Source organism: Oscillibacter valericigenes (assembly GCF_016902445.1).
In the GTDB taxonomy this organism is placed as follows: Bacteria; Bacillota; Clostridia; order Oscillospirales; family Oscillospiraceae; genus Oscillibacter; species Oscillibacter avistercoris.
Genome location: NZ_JACSNX010000001.1, coordinates 440,422 through 457,740, shown reverse-complemented (window position 1 = coordinate 457,740; position 17,319 = coordinate 440,422). Strand labels below are relative to the sequence as shown.

Genomic DNA, 17,319 nt, shown 5'->3' with positions numbered 1-17,319 from the left:
CGACACCGCTCCCATCTTCGAGATCGCCGACTACGGCATCTGCGGCGACCTGTTCAAGGTCACCCCGCTGCTGATCGAGGCCATCAAGGCCGCCAAGGCTGCGAAGTAAGAGACTATCCCAAAAGGGCCGCATGGACGAAAGTCCATGCGGCCCTTTTTCGTGTTTATCGTTCCGGAAGTCAGGTCCCGGCGCTCTCGGCGTCCCCGCACGCCGGGTGCTCCGCTGCAAATTCGGCTTTGGCCTCTGCCAGGATCTTTTTCTCCGCCTTGGTGGTGAGCTGGGACTCGTCGAACCGGGCAAACAGGTCGGGCCGCCGCTCCATGGTGCGCTTGTAGCTCTCCTTTTTCCGCCAGGCGGCCACCTTGCCGTGGTCACCGGACAGCAGGATCTCCGGCACCTGGCGGCCGTGCCACTCCGCCGGACGGGAGTACTGGGGATACTCCAGCAAGCCGTTCCAGTGGGACTCCTCCTCAAAACACTCCGCGTCCGGCAGGACGCCGGGCACCATGCGGCACACCGCGTCTGTCACCGCCATGGCGGGGATCTCTCCGCCGGTGAGGACGAAGTCCCCCATGCTGATCTCCTCGTCCACGCACGCGTCCAGGAACCGCTGATCCACCCCTTCATAGTGGCCGCAGACCAGGATCAGGTGGTCATAGCGCTCCTTCAGCTCCCGGGCCACTGATTGGGTGAAGGTCCGGCCGCAGGGGGACAGGAAGATGGTCCGGCCGGGACCGTAGGTCTCCACGATGTGGCTCCAGCAGCGGTACAGGGGGTCTGCCTGCATGATGGCGCCCCGGCCGCCGCCGTAGGGATAGTCGTCCACCTGCATCTGCTTGTTGGTGGTGTACTGGCGGATCTGGTGGCTCTGGATGGCAATATAGCCCCGCTGCTGGGCCCGGCCCAGGATGCTGACGTTCAGCATGGCGTCCAGGGAGTCCGGGAACAGCGTCATGATGTCAATTCTCATCGGCGGCCATCCCCTCCCAGACGTGGACCTCCATCCGGTCGGCGTCCAGATCCACGGACTTGATGAACACCTCCGGCACCGCCGGGATCAGATACTCCCGGGCGCCCCTGACGGTGTAGACCTTGTGGGCCGGATAGGGATCTACCTGGACGATCTTGCCCAGGGCCTCCCCGGTGGCGGCGTCATAGACGGCCATGCCCAGCAGCTCCGCGTCAAAACAGGCGCCCTCCGGCAGTTTGGCGTCCGACCGGCGGATGTACAGGTCCTTGCCCTTCAGGGCAAGGGCCGCATTCATGTCATCCACGCCGGGGAATTTCATCAGCACCAGGGACTTGTGGACATGGTTGGCGGTGGGGGTCACCGGCGCGCCATCCAGGTAGAAGGTCTTGAAGCGGGTGAGAAAGGCCGGGTCCTGCCCGTCCGGCTGCACCCGCACCTCGCCCCGGATGCCGTGGGCGTTGACGATGCGGCCGATCTTGATGGTTTCCAATCTCATAAGAGCGCTCCTTTGGCAAAATAAGCCGGCCGGGTGCGGCCCGGACAGCGGACAGGCGGGACCGATGCCCCGCCTGTTTGGATCTTGGATCAGCTTGTCCTTCCCAGGCCCGGTCCATCCAGGGCGGAGGCGGGGAACAGGGAGATGGTCCCGTTGTCATTGAGATACCGCAGCAGAGACAGCAGGATGGGCAGGCCGAACAGGCCTACCACGCCGAACAGGTGGGTGCCCACGAACATGCTCATCAGTGTCAGCACCGGATGCAGGCCGATCTGCTTGCCGACGATCCGGGGCTCGATGATGTTGCGGATGATGGTGATGATGACATACACCACCAGCAGTGCCAGGGCGCGGGGCACATTCCCGCCCAGCGCCGTGAGGATGGCCCAGGGGATCATGATGCCGCCGGTGCCCAGGACCGGAAGAATGTCGAAGATGGCGATCAGCAGAGCTACCAGCATGGCCCGTTCCACTCGGATGACGCTCAATCCGATGGACAGCTCAACGAATGTAATGAACATGATGAGCGCATAGGAGCGGATGCAGACGAACAAGGTTCCCACCACATAGGATTTGATCTGAAGAATGACGTCCCGTGTGTGCCCCCGCAGGCAGCCCAGGACAAATTTGACGATCTTCTCATAATCGATGGCGATGAAAAAGGTGGAGATGACCATCAGCAGGACCCGGATCAGAAAGCCCGGCAGGGAGGTGGCCAAAGAGGTGGCGAAGGACACGCCGCCCATCAGCAGCCCGGAAAGGCTGGATACCAACTGCCACAGCATGTTGAGCAGCTGGGTCTGCAGCTCTTCCAGTGCGGACATCAAAGACGGGTCCAGCCTCGCCAGCAGATCCTCCAGCCAGGTGAAGAGATCGGTGAGGTCCGGGAGGATATAGTTGTTGTAAATGGAGGGGATCTGCTGCACCAGCGAAGCGATGGTGGCAGTGATGCGGATGCCTGCCAGCGCCAGCAGCAGACCGATGGCTCCATAGGTCAGCACCACCAGCAGCACTGCCGCCAGACCCTTGGGCACATGGAATACCCGGGAGAAAAAGCGGATGGGCCGGCGCAGCATATAGGCGATCAGAAACGCCAGGACAAAGGGCATCAGCAGGGGCAGCACGAATTGCAGCGACACATAGCCCAGCGCCAGGACCAGCGCAAGGTAGGCCGTGTCGATGATGAATTTTTTCTTTTTTTCCGTTGACACCAGAGGGCCTCCAATCCCACGGCCGCCGGGACAGGGTGTGGTAAGAGAACGGGGCGTGGAACAGCAGGCGCCGGGCGCCGGCCGTTCGACAGCAGAAACCACAGAAGGAGGGGCCGGCGGGCACCCTCCTTCCAGTTCCGGCGGATGGGGATCCGCCGGATCATTGGGTCAATCTACAATATCCACGGAAACCTTCTGGCCGGTGCGCTGGGCGTAAGCCCGGATCACAGTCCGGATCTCCTTGGCGATGCGGCCCTGCCGGCCGATGACCTTCCCCATGTCATCGGGGGCGACGCGCAGCTCCAGCGTCAGTTCCTGAGGACCCTCCACCTCTGTGACGGACACGGCCTCCGGATCATCCACAAGGTTTCTGGCGATGTAGAGCAGCAACTCTTTCATGCCCGATCCTCCGGATCAGAGGACTTCTACTTTTTTCAGCAGAGCTCTGACGGTGTCGGTGGGCTGAGCGCCGGACTTGATCCAGGCCTGGGCACGCTCGGTGTCGATCTTGATCTCAGCGGGGGAGACGCAGGGATTGTAGGTGCCGATCTCCTCGATGAAGCGGCCGTCGCGGGGGAAGCGGGAATCCGCCACCACAACGCGGTAGAAGGGAGCCTTCTTGGCGCCGAGCCGGCGCAGTCTGATTTTCACCATGATTTGTTACCTCCAAAAGTAAAGTCAAAATTGTATCTATAAATGCGTAGCACTTATATCCTGTCTGTTATTTCAGCCGCTTTTTCCGGCCGAAGCCGTGCATCCGGCCGCCCATGCCGCCGCCTCCCATTTTGGAGAGCCGGCCCCGGGTCATCTGCTTGGTGATCTGCTGCATCATGTCGAACTGCTTCAGCAGCCGGTTCACGTCCACCACTTCCAGGCCGCAGCCGGCGGCAATGCGCTTTTTCCGGCTGGCGTTCAGGATCTGGGGGTTCTCCCGCTCCAGCGGGGTCATGGAGAGGATGATGGCCTCTGTGTGGGCCAGGGCCTTGTCGTCAATGGTGGCGCCGGCCATCTGCCGGCCCAGGGCGCCGGGCATCATGCCGGCGATCTGGCTCAGGTCGCCCATGTTCCGCAGCTGCTGCAGCTGTTCGTAGTAGTCCTGCAGCGTCAGGCGGTTTTTGCGGAGCTTCTCCTCCAGCTTGGCGGCCTGCTTTTCGTCGTAGGTCTGCTGGGCCTTCTCAATGAAGGACAGCATGTCGCCCATCCCTAAGATCCGGGAGGCCATCCGGTCCGGATGGAAGGGCTCGATCATATCCAGCTTCTCGCCGGTGCCCACGAACTTGATGGGCTTGCCGGTGGAGGCCCGGATGGAGAGGGCGGCGCCGCCCCGGGCGTCGCCGTCCAGCTTGGTCAGCACCACGCCGTCGATGCCCAGCGCCTCGTCAAAGGCGGAGGCGGCGTTGACAGCGTCCTGGCCGGTCATGGCGTCCACCACCAGCAAAATCTCGTTGGGACGGACGGCGGCCTTCATCCGCTTCAGCTCGTCCATCAGCGCCTCGTCCACGTGGAGACGGCCGGCAGTGTCCAGAAACACCATGTCGTTGCCGTGGTCCCGGGCGTGGCGGATGGCGTTCTCCGCGATCTGTACCGGATCCCCCTGTCCCTGCTCGAACACCGGCAGGTCCAGCTGGCCGCCCACCACCTTCAGCTGTTCGATGGCGGCGGGGCGGTACACGTCGCAGGCCGCCAGCAGCGGCCGCTTGCCAAGCTGCCGGCGCATCAGCCCCGCCAGCTTGGCGGTGGTGGTGGTCTTACCGGCGCCCTGGAGGCCCACCATCATCACAACGGTGGGGCCGCTGTTGGCCATGGCGATCTTGGCGGTGCCGCCGCCCATGAGCTTTGTCAGCTCCTCGTTGACGATCTTGATGACCTGCTGGGCGGGAGTCAGGCTGTCCAGCACGTCGGAGCCCACGGCCCGCTCAGTGACGGAGGCCACGAACTCCTTGACCACCTTGTAGCCCACATCGGCCTCCAGCAGGGCCAGGCGGACCTCCCGCATGGCCTCCCGTACGTCATTTTCAGACAGGCGGCCCTTGCCCCGCAGCTTTTTGAATGTTGCGTTCAGTTTTTCGGTGAGCCCTTCAAATGCCATGCGATCATTCCTTCAAAGCGGTGGCTTCCGCGTGGATCAGGTCCGCCAGCTCGGTCAGCCGGGGATCCTCATACTGGCGGTAGTTGATGGTCTTCAGCTCGGCGGCAGCGTCCTCGATGGCCTGCAAATGTCCCCGCATCTGCTCGAAGCGGCGGATCAGGCCGGTCTTGTCCTCCACCTCCTGCATGACGCCCTCTGCCCGGACGATCACGTCCCGGACGCCCTGACGGGAGATGCCGGCGTTTTCCGCGATCTCAGCCAGGGACAGGTCCTCGTTGTAGTAGAGGTCGAAGAATTCCTTCTGCCGCTCGGTGAGGAGTTCGCCGTAAAAATCGAAGAGCATGGTCATGCGATACGTCTGATTTTTCATGAACTCCCTCATTTCTGTAAAGCTGTATCCCTTTACAACGAGAAATAGTTTACAGGATTTTGGCGGAAAAGTCAAGGGGAAAAACGAAAGAAATCCGGAAAAAATTGCCCGTCTCCATCAGAAATGGCTTGCGGATCTCCGGAGGTGCGCATATGCTGGAGAGGAGCAAACAGAACGGAGGGAACGTATGGTATTCGACGCACATTCCGACCTGCTGTACGACGTGACCCGGCGGCGGCTGCTGGGGGAGCATCAGGTGCTGGCCCGCCTCCATCTGGACCGGCTGCGGCGGGGCGGCGTGGAGGGGCTGGTGCTGGCCGTCTGGGCCAGCGGGCCCCGGGAGACCTTCTGGAAGGACACCGCCTGGAGAGATCCGGAGGCCTATCTGGGCCGCACCCATCAGATGTTCGCCTGTGCCCGGGCGGAGCTGCGGGAGTGCGGCCGGATCCGTCCGGTCCGCACGGTGGCCGAGGCGGAGGCGGCCAGGGCCGCGGGACAGCTCTACGCTTTTCTGGCAGTGGAGGGCATGTCGGCCGTCGGAGCGGATCCCCGGGGCGTGGACTGGTACTACGGCCAGGGCGTCCGGCTGGGGATGCTCACCTGGAATGAGTCCAACGCCCTGGCAGCAGGCGCCGGGGGTGATCCTCAGGTGGGGCTGACGGAGGCGGGCCGTCGGGCCGTGCGCCGGATGGGGGAGCTGGGGATGGCGGTGGATGTGTCCCACCTGAATGACGGCGGCTTCTGGGATGTGGTGGACCTGGCCGCCGGGCCTGTGATCGCCTCCCACTCCAACTGCCGCGCCCTGTGCGGGGTGCCCCGGAATCTGACGGACGACCAGCTGCGGGCCATCCGGGACACCGGCGGCGTGGTGGGGCTCAATGCCTTCCACGGCTTCGTCCACGATGAGCCCCGGCAGCAGACTGCCAGGACCCTGGCCCTCCACGCGGCCCATATGGCGGAGGTCATGGGGGTGGAGCACGTGGGCTGCGGCTTTGATTTCTGCGAGTTCATGGGCCCCGGCAACGAGGGGGCGGAGGGCCTGGAGAGCGCCGCCCACATCCAGAACCTCTTCTACTGGCTGGAGCAGCTGGGCATGAGCCGGCAGGAACGGGAGATGATCGCCCGGGACAATTTCCTGCGGGTGCTGAGACAGATCCTGGACAGAAAGGGAAATTCACAAAATAGAATTTGAATTATATGCCAGGATATACTATAATACCTCTTGTATTGCGTCCGAGAAAGGAATGCCGGACGTTCCGCAAAGGAGTTGAGACTTTGGAAAGAATCAGGACCCAGCTGGCCAATGGGGTGTATCTCACCTATCTGCCGGCCAGAAAGTTCAAGACCAGCCTGCTCTCGGCCCAGTTCGTCACCCCCCTGCGGCGGGAGACAGCCTCCGCCTGCGCGCTGCTGCCGGCCATCCTGCGCCGGGGCACGGTGCGGTACCCGGACCTGGGCGCTCTGTCCGCCCAGCTGGACCGGCTGTACGGCGCCTCTGTGGATTACACGGTCCGCAAGCAGGGGGAGAACCAGTGCGTGGGCTTCGTAGCCAGCTTCATCGACGACAGCTATATCCCCGGCGGGGAGCAGCTGCTGGAGCCGGTGGCGGAGCTGCTGGGAGAACTGCTGTGCGACCCGGTGACCGAGCGGGGGCGCTTTGTGTCCGCCTATTTTGAGGGGGAGAAGACCAACCTGATCGACGCCATCCGTAGCCAGGTGAACGACAAGCGGGAGTATGCCTACGCCCGCCTGCTGCAGGAGATGTGCGGCGAAGAGCCCTACGGCATCAGCCGTCTGGGCGATGAGGAGAGCGCAGAGAAGCTCCAGATGAAAAAGCTCCACGCCCTGTACGGGGAGCTGCTCTCCACCGCCCGGCTGGAGCTGTTCTACTGCGGCAGCGCGCCCCTGGAGCGGGTGCGGCAGGCCCTGGCCGCCGCCTTTGCCACCCTGCCCCGGGACGGGATCCGGGACATCGCTGTCGCCGAGCCCCATCCGGCCCGGGCTGAGGTGAAGCGGGTGGAGGAGGCCATGGACGTGACCCAGGGCAAGCTGGGCATGGGCTTCGCCTGCGGCAGCGATGACCGCGCCGCTGTCCTGATGGGCAACACCCTCTTCGGCGGCAGCAGCAACTCCAAGCTGTTTTTGAACGTGCGGGAGAAGCTGTCCCTGTGCTACTACGCCTCCTCCAACTACCACCGGCAGAAGCGGATCATCACCGTCTCCTCCGGCATCGAGTTCCAGAACTACCAGAAGGCCTATGACGAGATCATGGCCCAGCTGGCCGCCGTGCAGGCCGGCCGCCTGGAGGACTGGGAGCTGGAGGGCGCCCGCAGCACCCTGCTGAACGCCTACGCCTCCATGGGAGATTCCCAGGGCAAGCTGGAGAACTTCTATCTGGGCCAGGCGGCCACCGGACAGGAGGACACGCCGGAGCTGCTGGCGGAGCAGGTGCGGCAGGTGACGGCGGAGCGGATCTTCGACGCCATGCAGACCGTCTCCCTGGACACGGTGTACTTCCTGAAGGGAAAGGAGGGTGCGGAATGAAGCAGACGTATTACGAGCGGGTCGGCGAGTCCGTCTACCGGGAGGTGCTGCCCAACGGCCTGCAGATCTGCGTGGTCCCCAAGCCGGAGCACGCCAAGAAGTACGCCTTCTTCGCCACCCGCTATGGCGGGATGGACACCCGCTTCTGTCTGGACGGCAAGTGGCTGGACACCCCGGCGGGCATCGCCCACTACCTGGAGCACAAGATGTTCGACACCAAGGAGGGCAACGCCCTCCAGGAGCTGGCGAAAAACGGCGCGGAGCCCAACGCCTTCACCTCCAACGCCATGACCGGCTATTACTTCGACTCCACGGAGCACTTTGAGGAGAACCTGGAGATCCTGCTGTCCTTCGTCTCCATCCCCTATTTCACAGAGGAGAGCGTGGCCAAGGAGCAGGGCATCATCGGCCAGGAGATCCGCATGATCGAGGACAATCCCGACTGGCAGCTCTACACCCGGATGATGCAGGCCCTGTACCAGAAGAGCACCGCCCGGACCTCCATCGCCGGCACGGTGGAGAGCATCTCCCACATCACGGCGGAGACGCTGTACGACTGCCACAAGGCCTTCTACACCCCCTCCAACATGATCCTGACGGTGGTGGGCAACGTGGACCCGATCCATGTGGCGGACCTGGCCCGGCGGATCCTGCCCCGGGAGGGCGGTCCGGTGATCCCCCGGGACTACGGCCAGGAGCCGCCCCAGGTGGCGGAGAAGGAGACCCGTATGGCCATGGAGGTCTCCGCCCCACAGTTCCTGACGGCCTACAAGTGCGCCCCTGCGGCGGATGGGGAGGACTACCTCCGCGCGGCTGTCATCGGGGATATGGCCTGCGACATCCTGCTGGGGGACTCCAGCCCCCTGTATCAGCGGCTCTATGAGGAAGGGCTCATCAACACCAGCTTCGGCGGCGCCTTTGAGATGATGCCGGGCGTGGCGTATCTCTACGCCGGCGGCGACAGCAAGGACGCCCGCCGGGCTGCGGCGGAGATTCAGAAGGAGGCGGAGCGCCTGGCGGCGAACGGCATCGACGAGGACTACTACCAGCGGGTGCGCCGGGCGTCCTTCGGCTCCAACCTCCGGGGACTGAATTCCTTTGAAAACATCGCCGTCACGCTGACGGAGGGGTATTTCCACGGCTATGATCCCTTCCGGTTCCCACAGGTGTTCGACTCCATCACGAAAGAGGATGTGGCCGCCTTCCTGCGGGACAATCTGACGGCGGACCGGGCCGTTCTCAGCGAGATCGTGCCCCGGGAGCGCTGAATCCAAGACATACAAGAAAGAGGGGGAACCCTATTTGAGAGCGTTACAGGACATGCCCATCAGTTTTCCTGGGCTTTTCGGCGACTGGGAGTTCAATCCGGATCCCATTGCCATCCACATCGGACACGGCGTGTACTGGTACGGCATCATTCTGGCCATCGGACTGCTGGCGGGCCTGCTGCTGTGCCTGAAGCAGTCTAAGCGGTACGGCCTGACAGAGGACAACGTGCTGGACATGGTGCTGTGGGCGGTGCCCAGCTGCATCATCGGCGCCCGGCTGTACTATGTGATCTTCTATCTGGACCTCTATCGGAATGCCGACGGCAGCCTGAACTGGGGCGAGATGGTGGCGGTCTGGGACGGCGGCCTGGCCATCTACGGTGCGGTCATCGCCGGCGCCATCGTGGCGTTTTTCTACACCCGGCACAAGAAGATCAAGCTGGGCGCCATGACGGATCTGGCGGTGATGGGGCTGCTGCTGGGCCAGTGCATCGGCCGCTGGGCCAATTTCATCAACCGGGAGGCCTTCGGCGCCGAGACCACCCTGCCCTGGCGGATGCGCCTGTGGGTCAGCCAGTATCAGTCGATCGAGGTCCATCCCACCTTCTTCTATGAGAGCCTGTGGAACCTGATCGGTCTGCTGCTGATTTTGTTCGTGGTCTCCAGAGCCCGCCGGTTCGACGGGGAGAACACCTGGTTCTACTTCCTGTGGTATGGCCTGGGCCGCTTCTGGATCGAGGGACTGCGGACGGACAGCCTGTATCTCTTTGACTGGACCTTCATGGGGGAGCCCATCCGGGTGTCCCAGGCGCTGAGCCTGCTGCTGGCCGTCACCGCCGCCGTGATGCTGTTCTACAACATCCGGATCAAAAAGCACTCCCGGGATGAGCTGCTGGTGAATCAGGTGGCGGCGGCTGCCGCGGCGAAAGCGGCCGCTGCGGAGCCGGGCGCAGAAGAGCCGCTCGCTCCGGCAGATGCCGCCGGCGAGGCGGAGGAGGCACAGGGGCCCCTGGAAGAGGAGCCGCAGCCCGCCGAGACCCAGAACGAAGAACGGGAGGAACCGGATGGCAACGCGCATTGACGGAAAGGCCCTGGCCGCCAAGGTCAAGGAGGAGGTCGCCGTGGAGGCGGAGCAGCTGTCCCGCCGCCCCGGTCTGGCGGTGATCCTGGTGGGGAATGACCCTGCCTCCCGGGTGTATGTGAACGGGAAAGAGCGGGACTGCGCCGAGTGCGGCTTCAGGAGTTTTGAGCATGCTCTGCCGGAGGATACCGCCCAGGAGACGCTGCTGGGACTGATCGAAGAGCTGAACCGGGACCCGCAGGTAGACGGTATTCTGTGCCAGCTGCCCCTGCCGGCCCATCTGGACGAGGATGCCGTGCTGAATGCCATTGCACCGGATAAGGATGTGGACTGCTTCCACCCCTACAATGTGGGGCGGCTGATGATCGGCGACCCGGTGTTCCTGCCCTGCACCCCTGCGGGCGTCATGGAGATGCTGCGGGAGTATGGCATCTCCGTCCGCGGAAAGCGGTGTGTGGTGCTGGGCCGCAGCAACATCGTGGGCAAGCCTATGGCCATGCTGCTGCTCCAGCAGGACGGCACGGTGACGGTTTGCCACTCCAGAACGCCGGATCTGGCAGCCATTACCCGGCAGGCGGACATCCTGGTGTCCGCCGTGGGCCGTGTGGGCCTGATCACCGCGGACATGGTGAAGGAGGGAGCCGTGGTCATCGACGTGGCCATGAATCGCAACGAGGCGGGCAAGCTCTGCGGCGATGTGGACTACGAGGCGGTGGAGCCCAGGGCCGCCTGCATCACCCCGGTGCCCGGCGGTGTGGGCCCCATGACCCGGGCCATGCTGATGCGCAACATCCTCGCAGCCGCCCGCAGGCACCAGGCGGAGATCTGAAACAGACAGAACGAGCGCCGCGGCAAACGCCGCGGCGCTCGTTTTCCATGCGGGGAGACGGCCTATCGCTCCTCCCGGAAGTAGGAGAGGCCCAAATGGGCCGGAGGCTGGTTTTCCCGCTTTTTCCGGGTGCTGATGAGGATCAGCACAGCGATGGTCACCAGATACGGCAGCATCTTGAACAGCTCCATATCCTTTCGGGTCAGATTCGGGATGTAGAAGTACAGCCAGGTCAGCGCGCCGAAGAGATAGGAGCCCCAGATGGTGTTCAGGGGCCTCCACACGGAGAAGATCACCAGAGCCAGGGCCAGCCAGCCCAGGGACTCGATGGTGCCGTCATTGCCCCAGGTGCCCTTGATGTAGTCCATGGTATAGTACAGACCGCCCAGGCCGGAGATCCCGGCGCCGATGCAGGTGGCCAGGTACTGATACCGGGTGACATTGATGCCCGCGGCGTCGGCGGTGGCGGGGTTCTCACCCACAGACCGCAGATTCAGGCCCGCCCGGGTGCGGGTGAGGAAATACCACAGGACAATGGCTACCGCAATGGCCAGATAGGCCATGAACCCGTAGCCGAACAGCAGGTTGCCCAGCGGGAAATCACCGATGGCAAGGGAACTGAGGCCGGGGATCTTGGCGCGGTACACCGCGCTGGTGGCGGCCACGGAGATCTGCCCCACGCCGCCGGCCAGGGTATTCAGGCTGCCGCCGAAGAAGTTGGCCACGCCCCCGCCGAAGATGGTGATGGCAAGACCCGTCACATTCTGATTGGCGCGGAGGGTGATGGTCAGGAAGCTGAAGAGCAGCCCGCCCAGCGCCGCAGCTGCAAAGGCGGCCAGAAAGCTCAGCAGCAGGCAGACCGCCGGGTTGGGGGCGGGATTGTTCAGCTCATAGAAGAAGGAGGCCGCCAGACCTGCGATGCCGCCCAGGTACATGATGCCGGGGACGCCCAGATTCAGGTTGCCGCTCTTCTCCGTCAGGATCTCTCCCATGGCGCCGTACAGGATCACCGTGCCGAAGACGATGGCCGCCTGGAACAGAGAGACGAATTGGGTCATGCTCATTTGCCGGCCGCCTCCTTTCTGCGGTGGAACACCAATTTGTAGTTGATGAAGAATTCACTTCCGATGATGCAGAACAGGATGATGCCGGTGATGATGTTGGAGGCGTCGTTGTTCAGATTGAACTGAGAGGCGATCTCGATGGCGCCTTTTTCCAGAAACGCCAGAAGGAAGGCGATCAGGATCATCACGAAGGTGTTGAACTTGGCCAGCCAGGCCACGATAATGGCGGTAAAGCCCCGGCCGCCGGCGGTGTCCACGGAGATGGTGTGGCCCGCGCCCGCCACAGAGATGAATCCCGCCAGGCCGCAGATGGCGCCGGAGATGGCCATGGTGCGGATGTAGACCCGGCTGAGCTTGATGCCGGCGTAGCGGGCGGTGTTGGCGCTCTCGCCCACCACGGCGATCTCGTAGCCCTGCTTGGTGTATTTGAGATAGAGGAACATGCCGACGGTCAGGGTCATCACCAGGATCACATTGAGCATGCAGTCCTGGCCCAGGATCTTGGGGAACCAGCCGGCCCGGGTCTGCATGTTGATGATGCCTACAGTGTTGGAGCCGGCGGGATTTTCCCACAGGGCCACGCAGTAGCTGGTCAGCTGGATGGCCACATAGTTCATCATCAGGGTGAACAGCGTCTCGTTGGTCCCCCAGCGGGCTTTGAAGATGGCGGGGATCAGGCCCCAGAGCGCGCCGGCCGCAATGCTGGCCAGGGCCATGATGCAGAGCAGGATGGGGGTGGAGAAGGTATATCCCAGATGGATCATCAGTCCGGCGGTGAGGATGCCGCCCACCAGGATCTGCCCCTCGGCGCCGATGTTCCAGAATCGCATCTTAAAGGCAGGGGCCAGGCCCACACCGACGCACAGGAGCATCATGGCGTCGCGGATCGTCACCCAGGTGTTGCGCTCAGAGCCGAAGGCCCCCTCGAACATACCCTGGTACACCGCCACGGGATTCAGATGGGTGACGGCAAAGATGAACAGACCGCTGAGCAGCAGGGCCAGCACCACTGCCAGAAGGCGGATGCACCAGGCCTTCCAGGTGGGGATGCTGTCCCGCTTGACGATTCGGACAGCGGGCTCGTGTTGGGTCACGGGTGCGCTCATACGCCGGCCGCCTCCTTCCTGAGATTGGTCATCATCAGGCCGACCTCCTCCTTGGTGGCGGTCCGGCCGTCCACGATGCCGTTGACGTGGCCTGCGCAGAGGACCAGGATCCGGTCGCACAGCTCCAGCAGCACGTCCAGGTCCTCGCCCACGAAGATGACAGCCACGCCCTTCTTCTTCTCCTCGGTCAGAAGGTTGTAGATGGTGTAGGAGGTGTTGATGTCCAGGCCCCGGACAGCGTAGGCCGTCATCAGCACAGAGGGCTCCTGGGCGATCTCACGGCCCACCAGCACCTTCTGCACATTGCCGCCGGAGAGCCGGCGGACCGGGGTATTGATGCTGGGCGTCAGCACGTCCAGCTCCTGCTTCACCTTCTCCGCAAGGGCCCGGGGCGGCTTGCGGTTCAGCAGGGGACCCCGGCCGGAGCGGTAGGTCTTCAGCATCATGTTGTCCGCCATGCCCATGGAGCCCACCAGGCCCATGCCCAGCCGGTCCTCCGGCACAAAGGCCATGGACACGCCGATCCTGTGGATCTGCCGGGGATTTTTGCCCAGCAGCTCCTCGCCGTCCGGAGCCACCGGCACATGGGCGCCGGCAATGGCTTCGTCCGGCGTGGGGGGGTGATAGATCACGTGAGAGCCCGGCTGCGCGGTCTGCAGGCCGGCGATGGCCTCCAACAGCTCCTTCTGGCCGCTGCCGGAGATGCCTGCCACCCCCAGGATCTCACCGCCGAAGGCCTGGAAGGACACCTGGTCCAGCGCCCGGACGCCCTCCGGCGTCAGGACGGTCAGGTCCTTCACCTCCAGCCGCAGGGGGCGGGGTTCCACCAGGGGGCGGTTGATGTTCAGTGTCACCGCGTGCCCCACCATCATGTCCGTCAGCTTCTGCGGATCGGTCTCGCTGGTGGAGACCTCTCCCACAAACACGCCCTTGCGCAGCACGGCTACCCGGTCGGAGATGGCCATGACCTCATGGAGCTTGTGGGTGATGATGACGATGGATTTCCCGTCCTTGCGCATGTTCCGCAGAACGTCGAACAGGCGGTCCGTCTCCTGAGGCGTCAGCACGGCGGTGGGCTCATCCAGGATCAGAATGTCGGCCCCACGGTAGAGGACCTTTACGATCTCCACCGTCTGCTTTTCCGAGACGGACATGTCGTAGATCTTTTTGTCCGGGTCGATGGAAAAACCGTATTTCCCGCAGATCTCCCGCACTCTGGCGGAGACCTCCCGCAGATTCAGCCGGCCCTTTTCCTTCAGGCCCAGGACGATGTTTTCCGAGGCGGTGAGCACATCCACCAGTTTGAAGTGCTGATGGATCATGCCGATCCCCAGGTCGAAGGCGTCCTTGGGAGAGCGGATGGTGACCGGCTGGCCCCGGACGGTGATCTCTCCGCTGTCGGGGAAGTAGATGCCGGAGAGCATGTTCATCAGCGTAGTCTTTCCGCTGCCGTTTTCCCCCAGCAGGGAGAGGATCTCCCCCTGGCGGATGTCCAGGTCGATCCGGTCGTTGGCGATGACGGAGCCGAAGGTCTTGGTCACGCCGCGCATTTCTACCGCGTTTTGCAATTTGTTCACCCTTTCTTGGTCCGCGCCCTCAGAAGGGGGCGGCACATGTCCCGGCGGAGGCGGATGGGCGCAGGTCCTCCGCCGTATGTCAATGGGGGGCTTTGCAAAGCCCCCCATTGGCAGTGGATGATCTTGAAACTGACAACGGGAGCTCCCGGTCCGTCAGCTCGGATTGAGTTCGGTGATGCCGTCGATCCGGATGTCAAAGTACGGCGCGGCGCGGAACACAGACTCCTGGAAGGCACCGTCCACGATGGTCTCATACTCCTGACCCTCGTAGATGGTGTTGCCGGTGGTGAAGTCCACGATGGAGGAGTTGAAGGTGTAGCTCTCCACCGGAGCGCCGCCCACGGTGAACTTGGAGGTGTCGAACACCTTCAGGCTGCCGTCGTCGATGCCGGCCCAGGCAGCGTCTACTGCCTCCTGAGTGCCCTCGGCGCAGCTGTCGCCCAGGGTGGAGATCATGACGGCGCCGTCGGCGTGGCCGGTGGCGTAGTCGGCGGGGATCTCCGTGCCGTCCAGCATGTGCTGCAGAGTGGCCTGGTACAGCACGGACCAGTTGTTCTGGGCGGAGGTCAGCGCGGCCTCAGGTGCCACGGACAGCATGTCGATGTTGTAGCCCACACTGTAGGCATTGGTGCCGGCCTCCCGGGCAGACTGGACTGCGGAGGGGGCACCGGTGGAGTCGGCATGCTGGCCGATGATGACGCAGCCCCGGGCCATCAGCGCGTTGGCGGCCTCGGCCTCGGCGGTCAGATCATACCAGCTGTTGGTGTACTGCACGTCCATGTGGGCCTCGGGCACCTGGGACTGGATGCCCAGCAGGAAAGCGGTGTAGCCGCAGACCACCTCGGCATAGGGATAGGCGCCCACATAGCCGATGTAGGGGTCGGTGACCTCGCCGTTGTCCATCATCTCCTTGAGCTTGACGCCGGCCACCACGCCGGAGACATAGCGGGATTCATAGGTGTAGGGGAAGATGTTCTTCAGGTTGGGGATGCCGGCCACAGCAGCCTGGTCGCCGGTGCAGGCCACGAAGGTGACGTCGGGATAATCCTGGGCGGCCAGGGCCATGTAGCTCTGGTGACCGTAAGAGTCGGAGAAAATGATGTCGCAGCCCGCATCGGCCAGCTGGGTGGCGGCGTCATAGCACTCCTGGGACTCGGGGATGTTGATCCGCATGGTGATCTGATTCTCGCCGATGCCGAGGGCCTCGCAGGCGCCCCGCAGGCCGTCGATATGGGCCAGGTCATAGCCGGAGTTCTCATCGTGGATGCAGATCAGGCCGATCTGGAGATCCTCCGCCGCAATGCCGGCAGTCTCTTCGGCGCCGGAACCCTCATCAGTCGTGTCGGACGGTGTCTCCTCGTCGGAGCCGCCGCAGGCCGCAAGGCTCAAGGACATGACCAGAGCCAGCAGCAGGGCCAATAACTTCTTCATTCTGCTTTCCTCCTTAAAATAATAATGTGGATCGCTGCAAGAGACAAACGGGGAATGCGCTCCCTCTATTGACATCATACAGGGTCGAACGGGAAAATTCAACCGAATTTTTACTTTTTTTAGTTGTTTGGACCAAAAAAATGCCGCACGAAATAGGTCAACCTTTGACAGCCTGCACAAACAAAACGAAAAAAATACAAACAAGGAGAGCGAGTTTTCCGCTCTCCTTGTAAAAAACTGACAGATTGACCTATTTTGGATCTTACATGGCAACAGAGGTGCCGGTCTTGCCGGCGATGCCGTCCTTGGCCTTCTCCAGCAGGGTGATGAGGGCCGTGCGGCCGGGCTTGGATTCGGCGAACTTCACGGCGGCCTGGACCTTGGGCAGCATGGAGCCGGGGGCGAACTGGCCTTCGTCCTCATACCGCCGGGCCTCCGCCGGCGGCAGGCGGTCCAGCCAGGTCTGGTTGGGCTTTCCGAAGTTGATGGCCACCTTCTCCACGGCGGTGAGGATGATGAGGGCGTCCGCGTCCAGGCTCTCCGCCAGCAGCTCGGAGGCGAAGTCCTTGTCGATGACGGCGCCGGCGCCCTTCAGGTGGTTGCCCTCCGTCCGGTAGACGGGGATGCCGCCGCCGCCGCAGCCGATGACCACCTGGCCCGCGTCCATCAGCGTCCGGATGGTCTCGATCTCCACAATGGCCTTGGGCTTGGGGGAGGCCACGCAGCGGCGCCAGCCCCGGCCCGCGTCCTCCATGACGCAGTTGCCCCGGCGGCGCATCTCCTCAGCCTCCTTTTCGGTCATGAACGTGCCGATGGGCTTGGAGGGGTTCTGGAAGGCCGGATCCGCCGGATCCACCTCCACCTGGGTGAGGACGGTGGCCACCGGCTTCTGGATGCCGCGGTTCAGCAGCTCCTCCCGCAGGGAGTTCTGCAGGTCATAGCCGATATACCCCTGGCTCATGGCAGTGCAGACGGACATGGGGGCCATGGGGTGGGAGGGATCTTCCCGGGAGAGGGTGGTCATGGCCACGTTGATCATGCCCACCTGGGGGCCGTTGCCGTGGGCCACCACCACCTGGTGCCCCTCCTCGATCAGATCCACGATGGCACGGGCGGTGTGCTTCACGGCGGCCATCTGCTCCGGCAGGTTGTTGCCCAGGGCGTTGCCGCCCAGGGCGATGACGATACGTTTACCCATAGTTGGTGTATCCCTTCTTCACAAATGATAGTGGTGGAACCTGTCAGATAGTTTTGGCGGGAATGCCTGCGCTATTCCCGCCAA

The 17,319-nt window shown here is 63.4% G+C and carries 17 protein-coding genes and 1 pseudogene; 6 read left to right on the top strand and 12 right to left on the bottom strand.

Features of this window, described 5'->3' with window-relative positions; genetic code table 11:
- Positions 1 to 109, top strand: a pseudogene (locus tag H9X91_RS14260) (electron transfer flavoprotein subunit alpha/FixB family protein); the annotation flags it as partial.
- Positions 110 to 179: 70 nt separating this feature from the next.
- Here H9X91_RS14260 and trmD read toward each other — a convergent pair.
- The 7 genes from trmD to ylxM form a co-directional block, all read right to left on the bottom strand.
- Entirely contained in the window at positions 180 to 971 is a 792-nt protein-coding gene (gene trmD, locus H9X91_RS02315) for a tRNA (guanosine(37)-N1)-methyltransferase TrmD (protein WP_204802074.1), read from the bottom strand.
- Positions 961 to 1,467 (bottom strand): ribosome maturation factor RimM, encoded by a 507-nt coding sequence (rimM, locus tag H9X91_RS02310; protein ID WP_204802072.1) that lies wholly within the window; start codon positions 1,465 to 1,467, stop codon positions 961 to 963. Before rimM ends, trmD begins: the two co-directional genes overlap by 11 nt.
- Before the next feature lie 89 nt (positions 1,468 to 1,556).
- Positions 1,557 to 2,678: a sporulation integral membrane protein YtvI gene (gene ytvI, locus H9X91_RS02305; RefSeq protein ID WP_204802070.1), complete on the bottom strand. Its 1,122-nt coding sequence runs from the start codon at positions 2,676 to 2,678 to the stop codon at positions 1,557 to 1,559.
- 168 nt (positions 2,679 to 2,846) lie between these two features.
- Complete coding sequence (locus H9X91_RS02300) at positions 2,847 to 3,077, bottom strand: KH domain-containing protein (RefSeq protein ID WP_204802067.1); 231 nt, start codon at positions 3,075 to 3,077, stop codon at positions 2,847 to 2,849.
- A 15-nt stretch (positions 3,078 to 3,092) separates the two neighbouring features.
- A complete protein-coding gene (gene rpsP, locus H9X91_RS02295; RefSeq protein ID WP_021749089.1) occupies positions 3,093 to 3,332 on the bottom strand; it encodes a 30S ribosomal protein S16 in 240 nt (79 codons plus the stop codon).
- Between the two features lie 67 nt (positions 3,333 to 3,399).
- Positions 3,400 to 4,767: a signal recognition particle protein gene (ffh, locus tag H9X91_RS02290; RefSeq protein ID WP_204802065.1), complete on the bottom strand. Its 1,368-nt coding sequence runs from the start codon at positions 4,765 to 4,767 to the stop codon at positions 3,400 to 3,402.
- 4 nt (positions 4,768 to 4,771) lie between these two features.
- Positions 4,772 to 5,137, bottom strand: coding sequence for a YlxM family DNA-binding protein (ylxM, locus tag H9X91_RS02285; RefSeq protein ID WP_204802063.1), 366 nt, complete (start codon positions 5,135 to 5,137; stop codon positions 4,772 to 4,774).
- A gap of 187 nt (positions 5,138 to 5,324) precedes the next feature.
- On the opposite strand from ylxM, the gene H9X91_RS02280 reads away from it, so the two are divergent.
- From H9X91_RS02280 to folD, 5 genes are all read left to right on the top strand, one after another.
- Entirely contained in the window at positions 5,325 to 6,329 is a 1,005-nt protein-coding gene (locus H9X91_RS02280) for a dipeptidase (protein WP_204802061.1), read from the top strand.
- A gap of 83 nt (positions 6,330 to 6,412) precedes the next feature.
- On the top strand, positions 6,413 to 7,681 hold the full coding sequence (gene yfmF, locus H9X91_RS02275) for an EF-P 5-aminopentanol modification-associated protein YfmF (RefSeq protein WP_204802059.1): 1,269 nt from the start codon (positions 6,413 to 6,415) through the stop codon (positions 7,679 to 7,681).
- Positions 7,678 to 8,949, top strand: coding sequence for an EF-P 5-aminopentanol modification-associated protein YfmH (gene yfmH, locus H9X91_RS02270; RefSeq protein WP_204802057.1), 1,272 nt, complete (start codon positions 7,678 to 7,680; stop codon positions 8,947 to 8,949). The genes yfmF and yfmH overlap by 4 nt, the downstream gene beginning before the upstream one ends.
- 52 nt (positions 8,950 to 9,001) lie before the next feature.
- Positions 9,002 to 10,030 (top strand): prolipoprotein diacylglyceryl transferase, encoded by a 1,029-nt coding sequence (gene lgt, locus H9X91_RS02265; protein WP_243414379.1) that lies wholly within the window; start codon positions 9,002 to 9,004, stop codon positions 10,028 to 10,030.
- Positions 10,014 to 10,859 carry a bifunctional methylenetetrahydrofolate dehydrogenase/methenyltetrahydrofolate cyclohydrolase FolD gene (gene folD / locus H9X91_RS02260; RefSeq protein WP_204802053.1) on the top strand — a complete coding sequence of 282 codons (846 nt, stop codon included), beginning with the start codon at positions 10,014 to 10,016 and terminating at the stop codon, positions 10,857 to 10,859. Before lgt ends, folD begins: the two co-directional genes overlap by 17 nt.
- A gap of 62 nt (positions 10,860 to 10,921) precedes the next feature.
- On the opposite strand, the gene H9X91_RS02255 is transcribed toward folD, so the two are convergent.
- From H9X91_RS02255 to arcC, 5 genes are all read right to left on the bottom strand, one after another.
- The gene (locus H9X91_RS02255; protein ID WP_476739235.1) at positions 10,922 to 11,923 is read right to left on the bottom strand and encodes an ABC transporter permease; all 1,002 of its coding nucleotides are present in this window, start codon (positions 11,921 to 11,923) and stop codon (positions 10,922 to 10,924) included.
- On the bottom strand, positions 11,920 to 13,029 hold the full coding sequence (locus H9X91_RS02250) for an ABC transporter permease (protein WP_204802051.1): 1,110 nt from the start codon (positions 13,027 to 13,029) through the stop codon (positions 11,920 to 11,922). The genes H9X91_RS02255 and H9X91_RS02250 overlap by 4 nt, the downstream gene beginning before the upstream one ends.
- Positions 13,026 to 14,579 (bottom strand): ABC transporter ATP-binding protein, encoded by a 1,554-nt coding sequence (locus tag H9X91_RS02245; RefSeq protein ID WP_204802109.1) that lies wholly within the window; start codon positions 14,577 to 14,579, stop codon positions 13,026 to 13,028. Before H9X91_RS02245 ends, H9X91_RS02250 begins: the two co-directional genes overlap by 4 nt.
- 180 nt (positions 14,580 to 14,759) lie before the next feature.
- Entirely contained in the window at positions 14,760 to 16,037 is a 1,278-nt protein-coding gene (locus H9X91_RS02240) for a BMP family ABC transporter substrate-binding protein (RefSeq protein ID WP_204802049.1), read from the bottom strand.
- A 262-nt stretch (positions 16,038 to 16,299) separates the two neighbouring features.
- Positions 16,300 to 17,235, bottom strand: coding sequence for a carbamate kinase (arcC, locus tag H9X91_RS02235; RefSeq protein ID WP_204802047.1), 936 nt, complete (start codon positions 17,233 to 17,235; stop codon positions 16,300 to 16,302).
- Positions 17,236 to 17,319 lie beyond the last annotated feature (84 nt).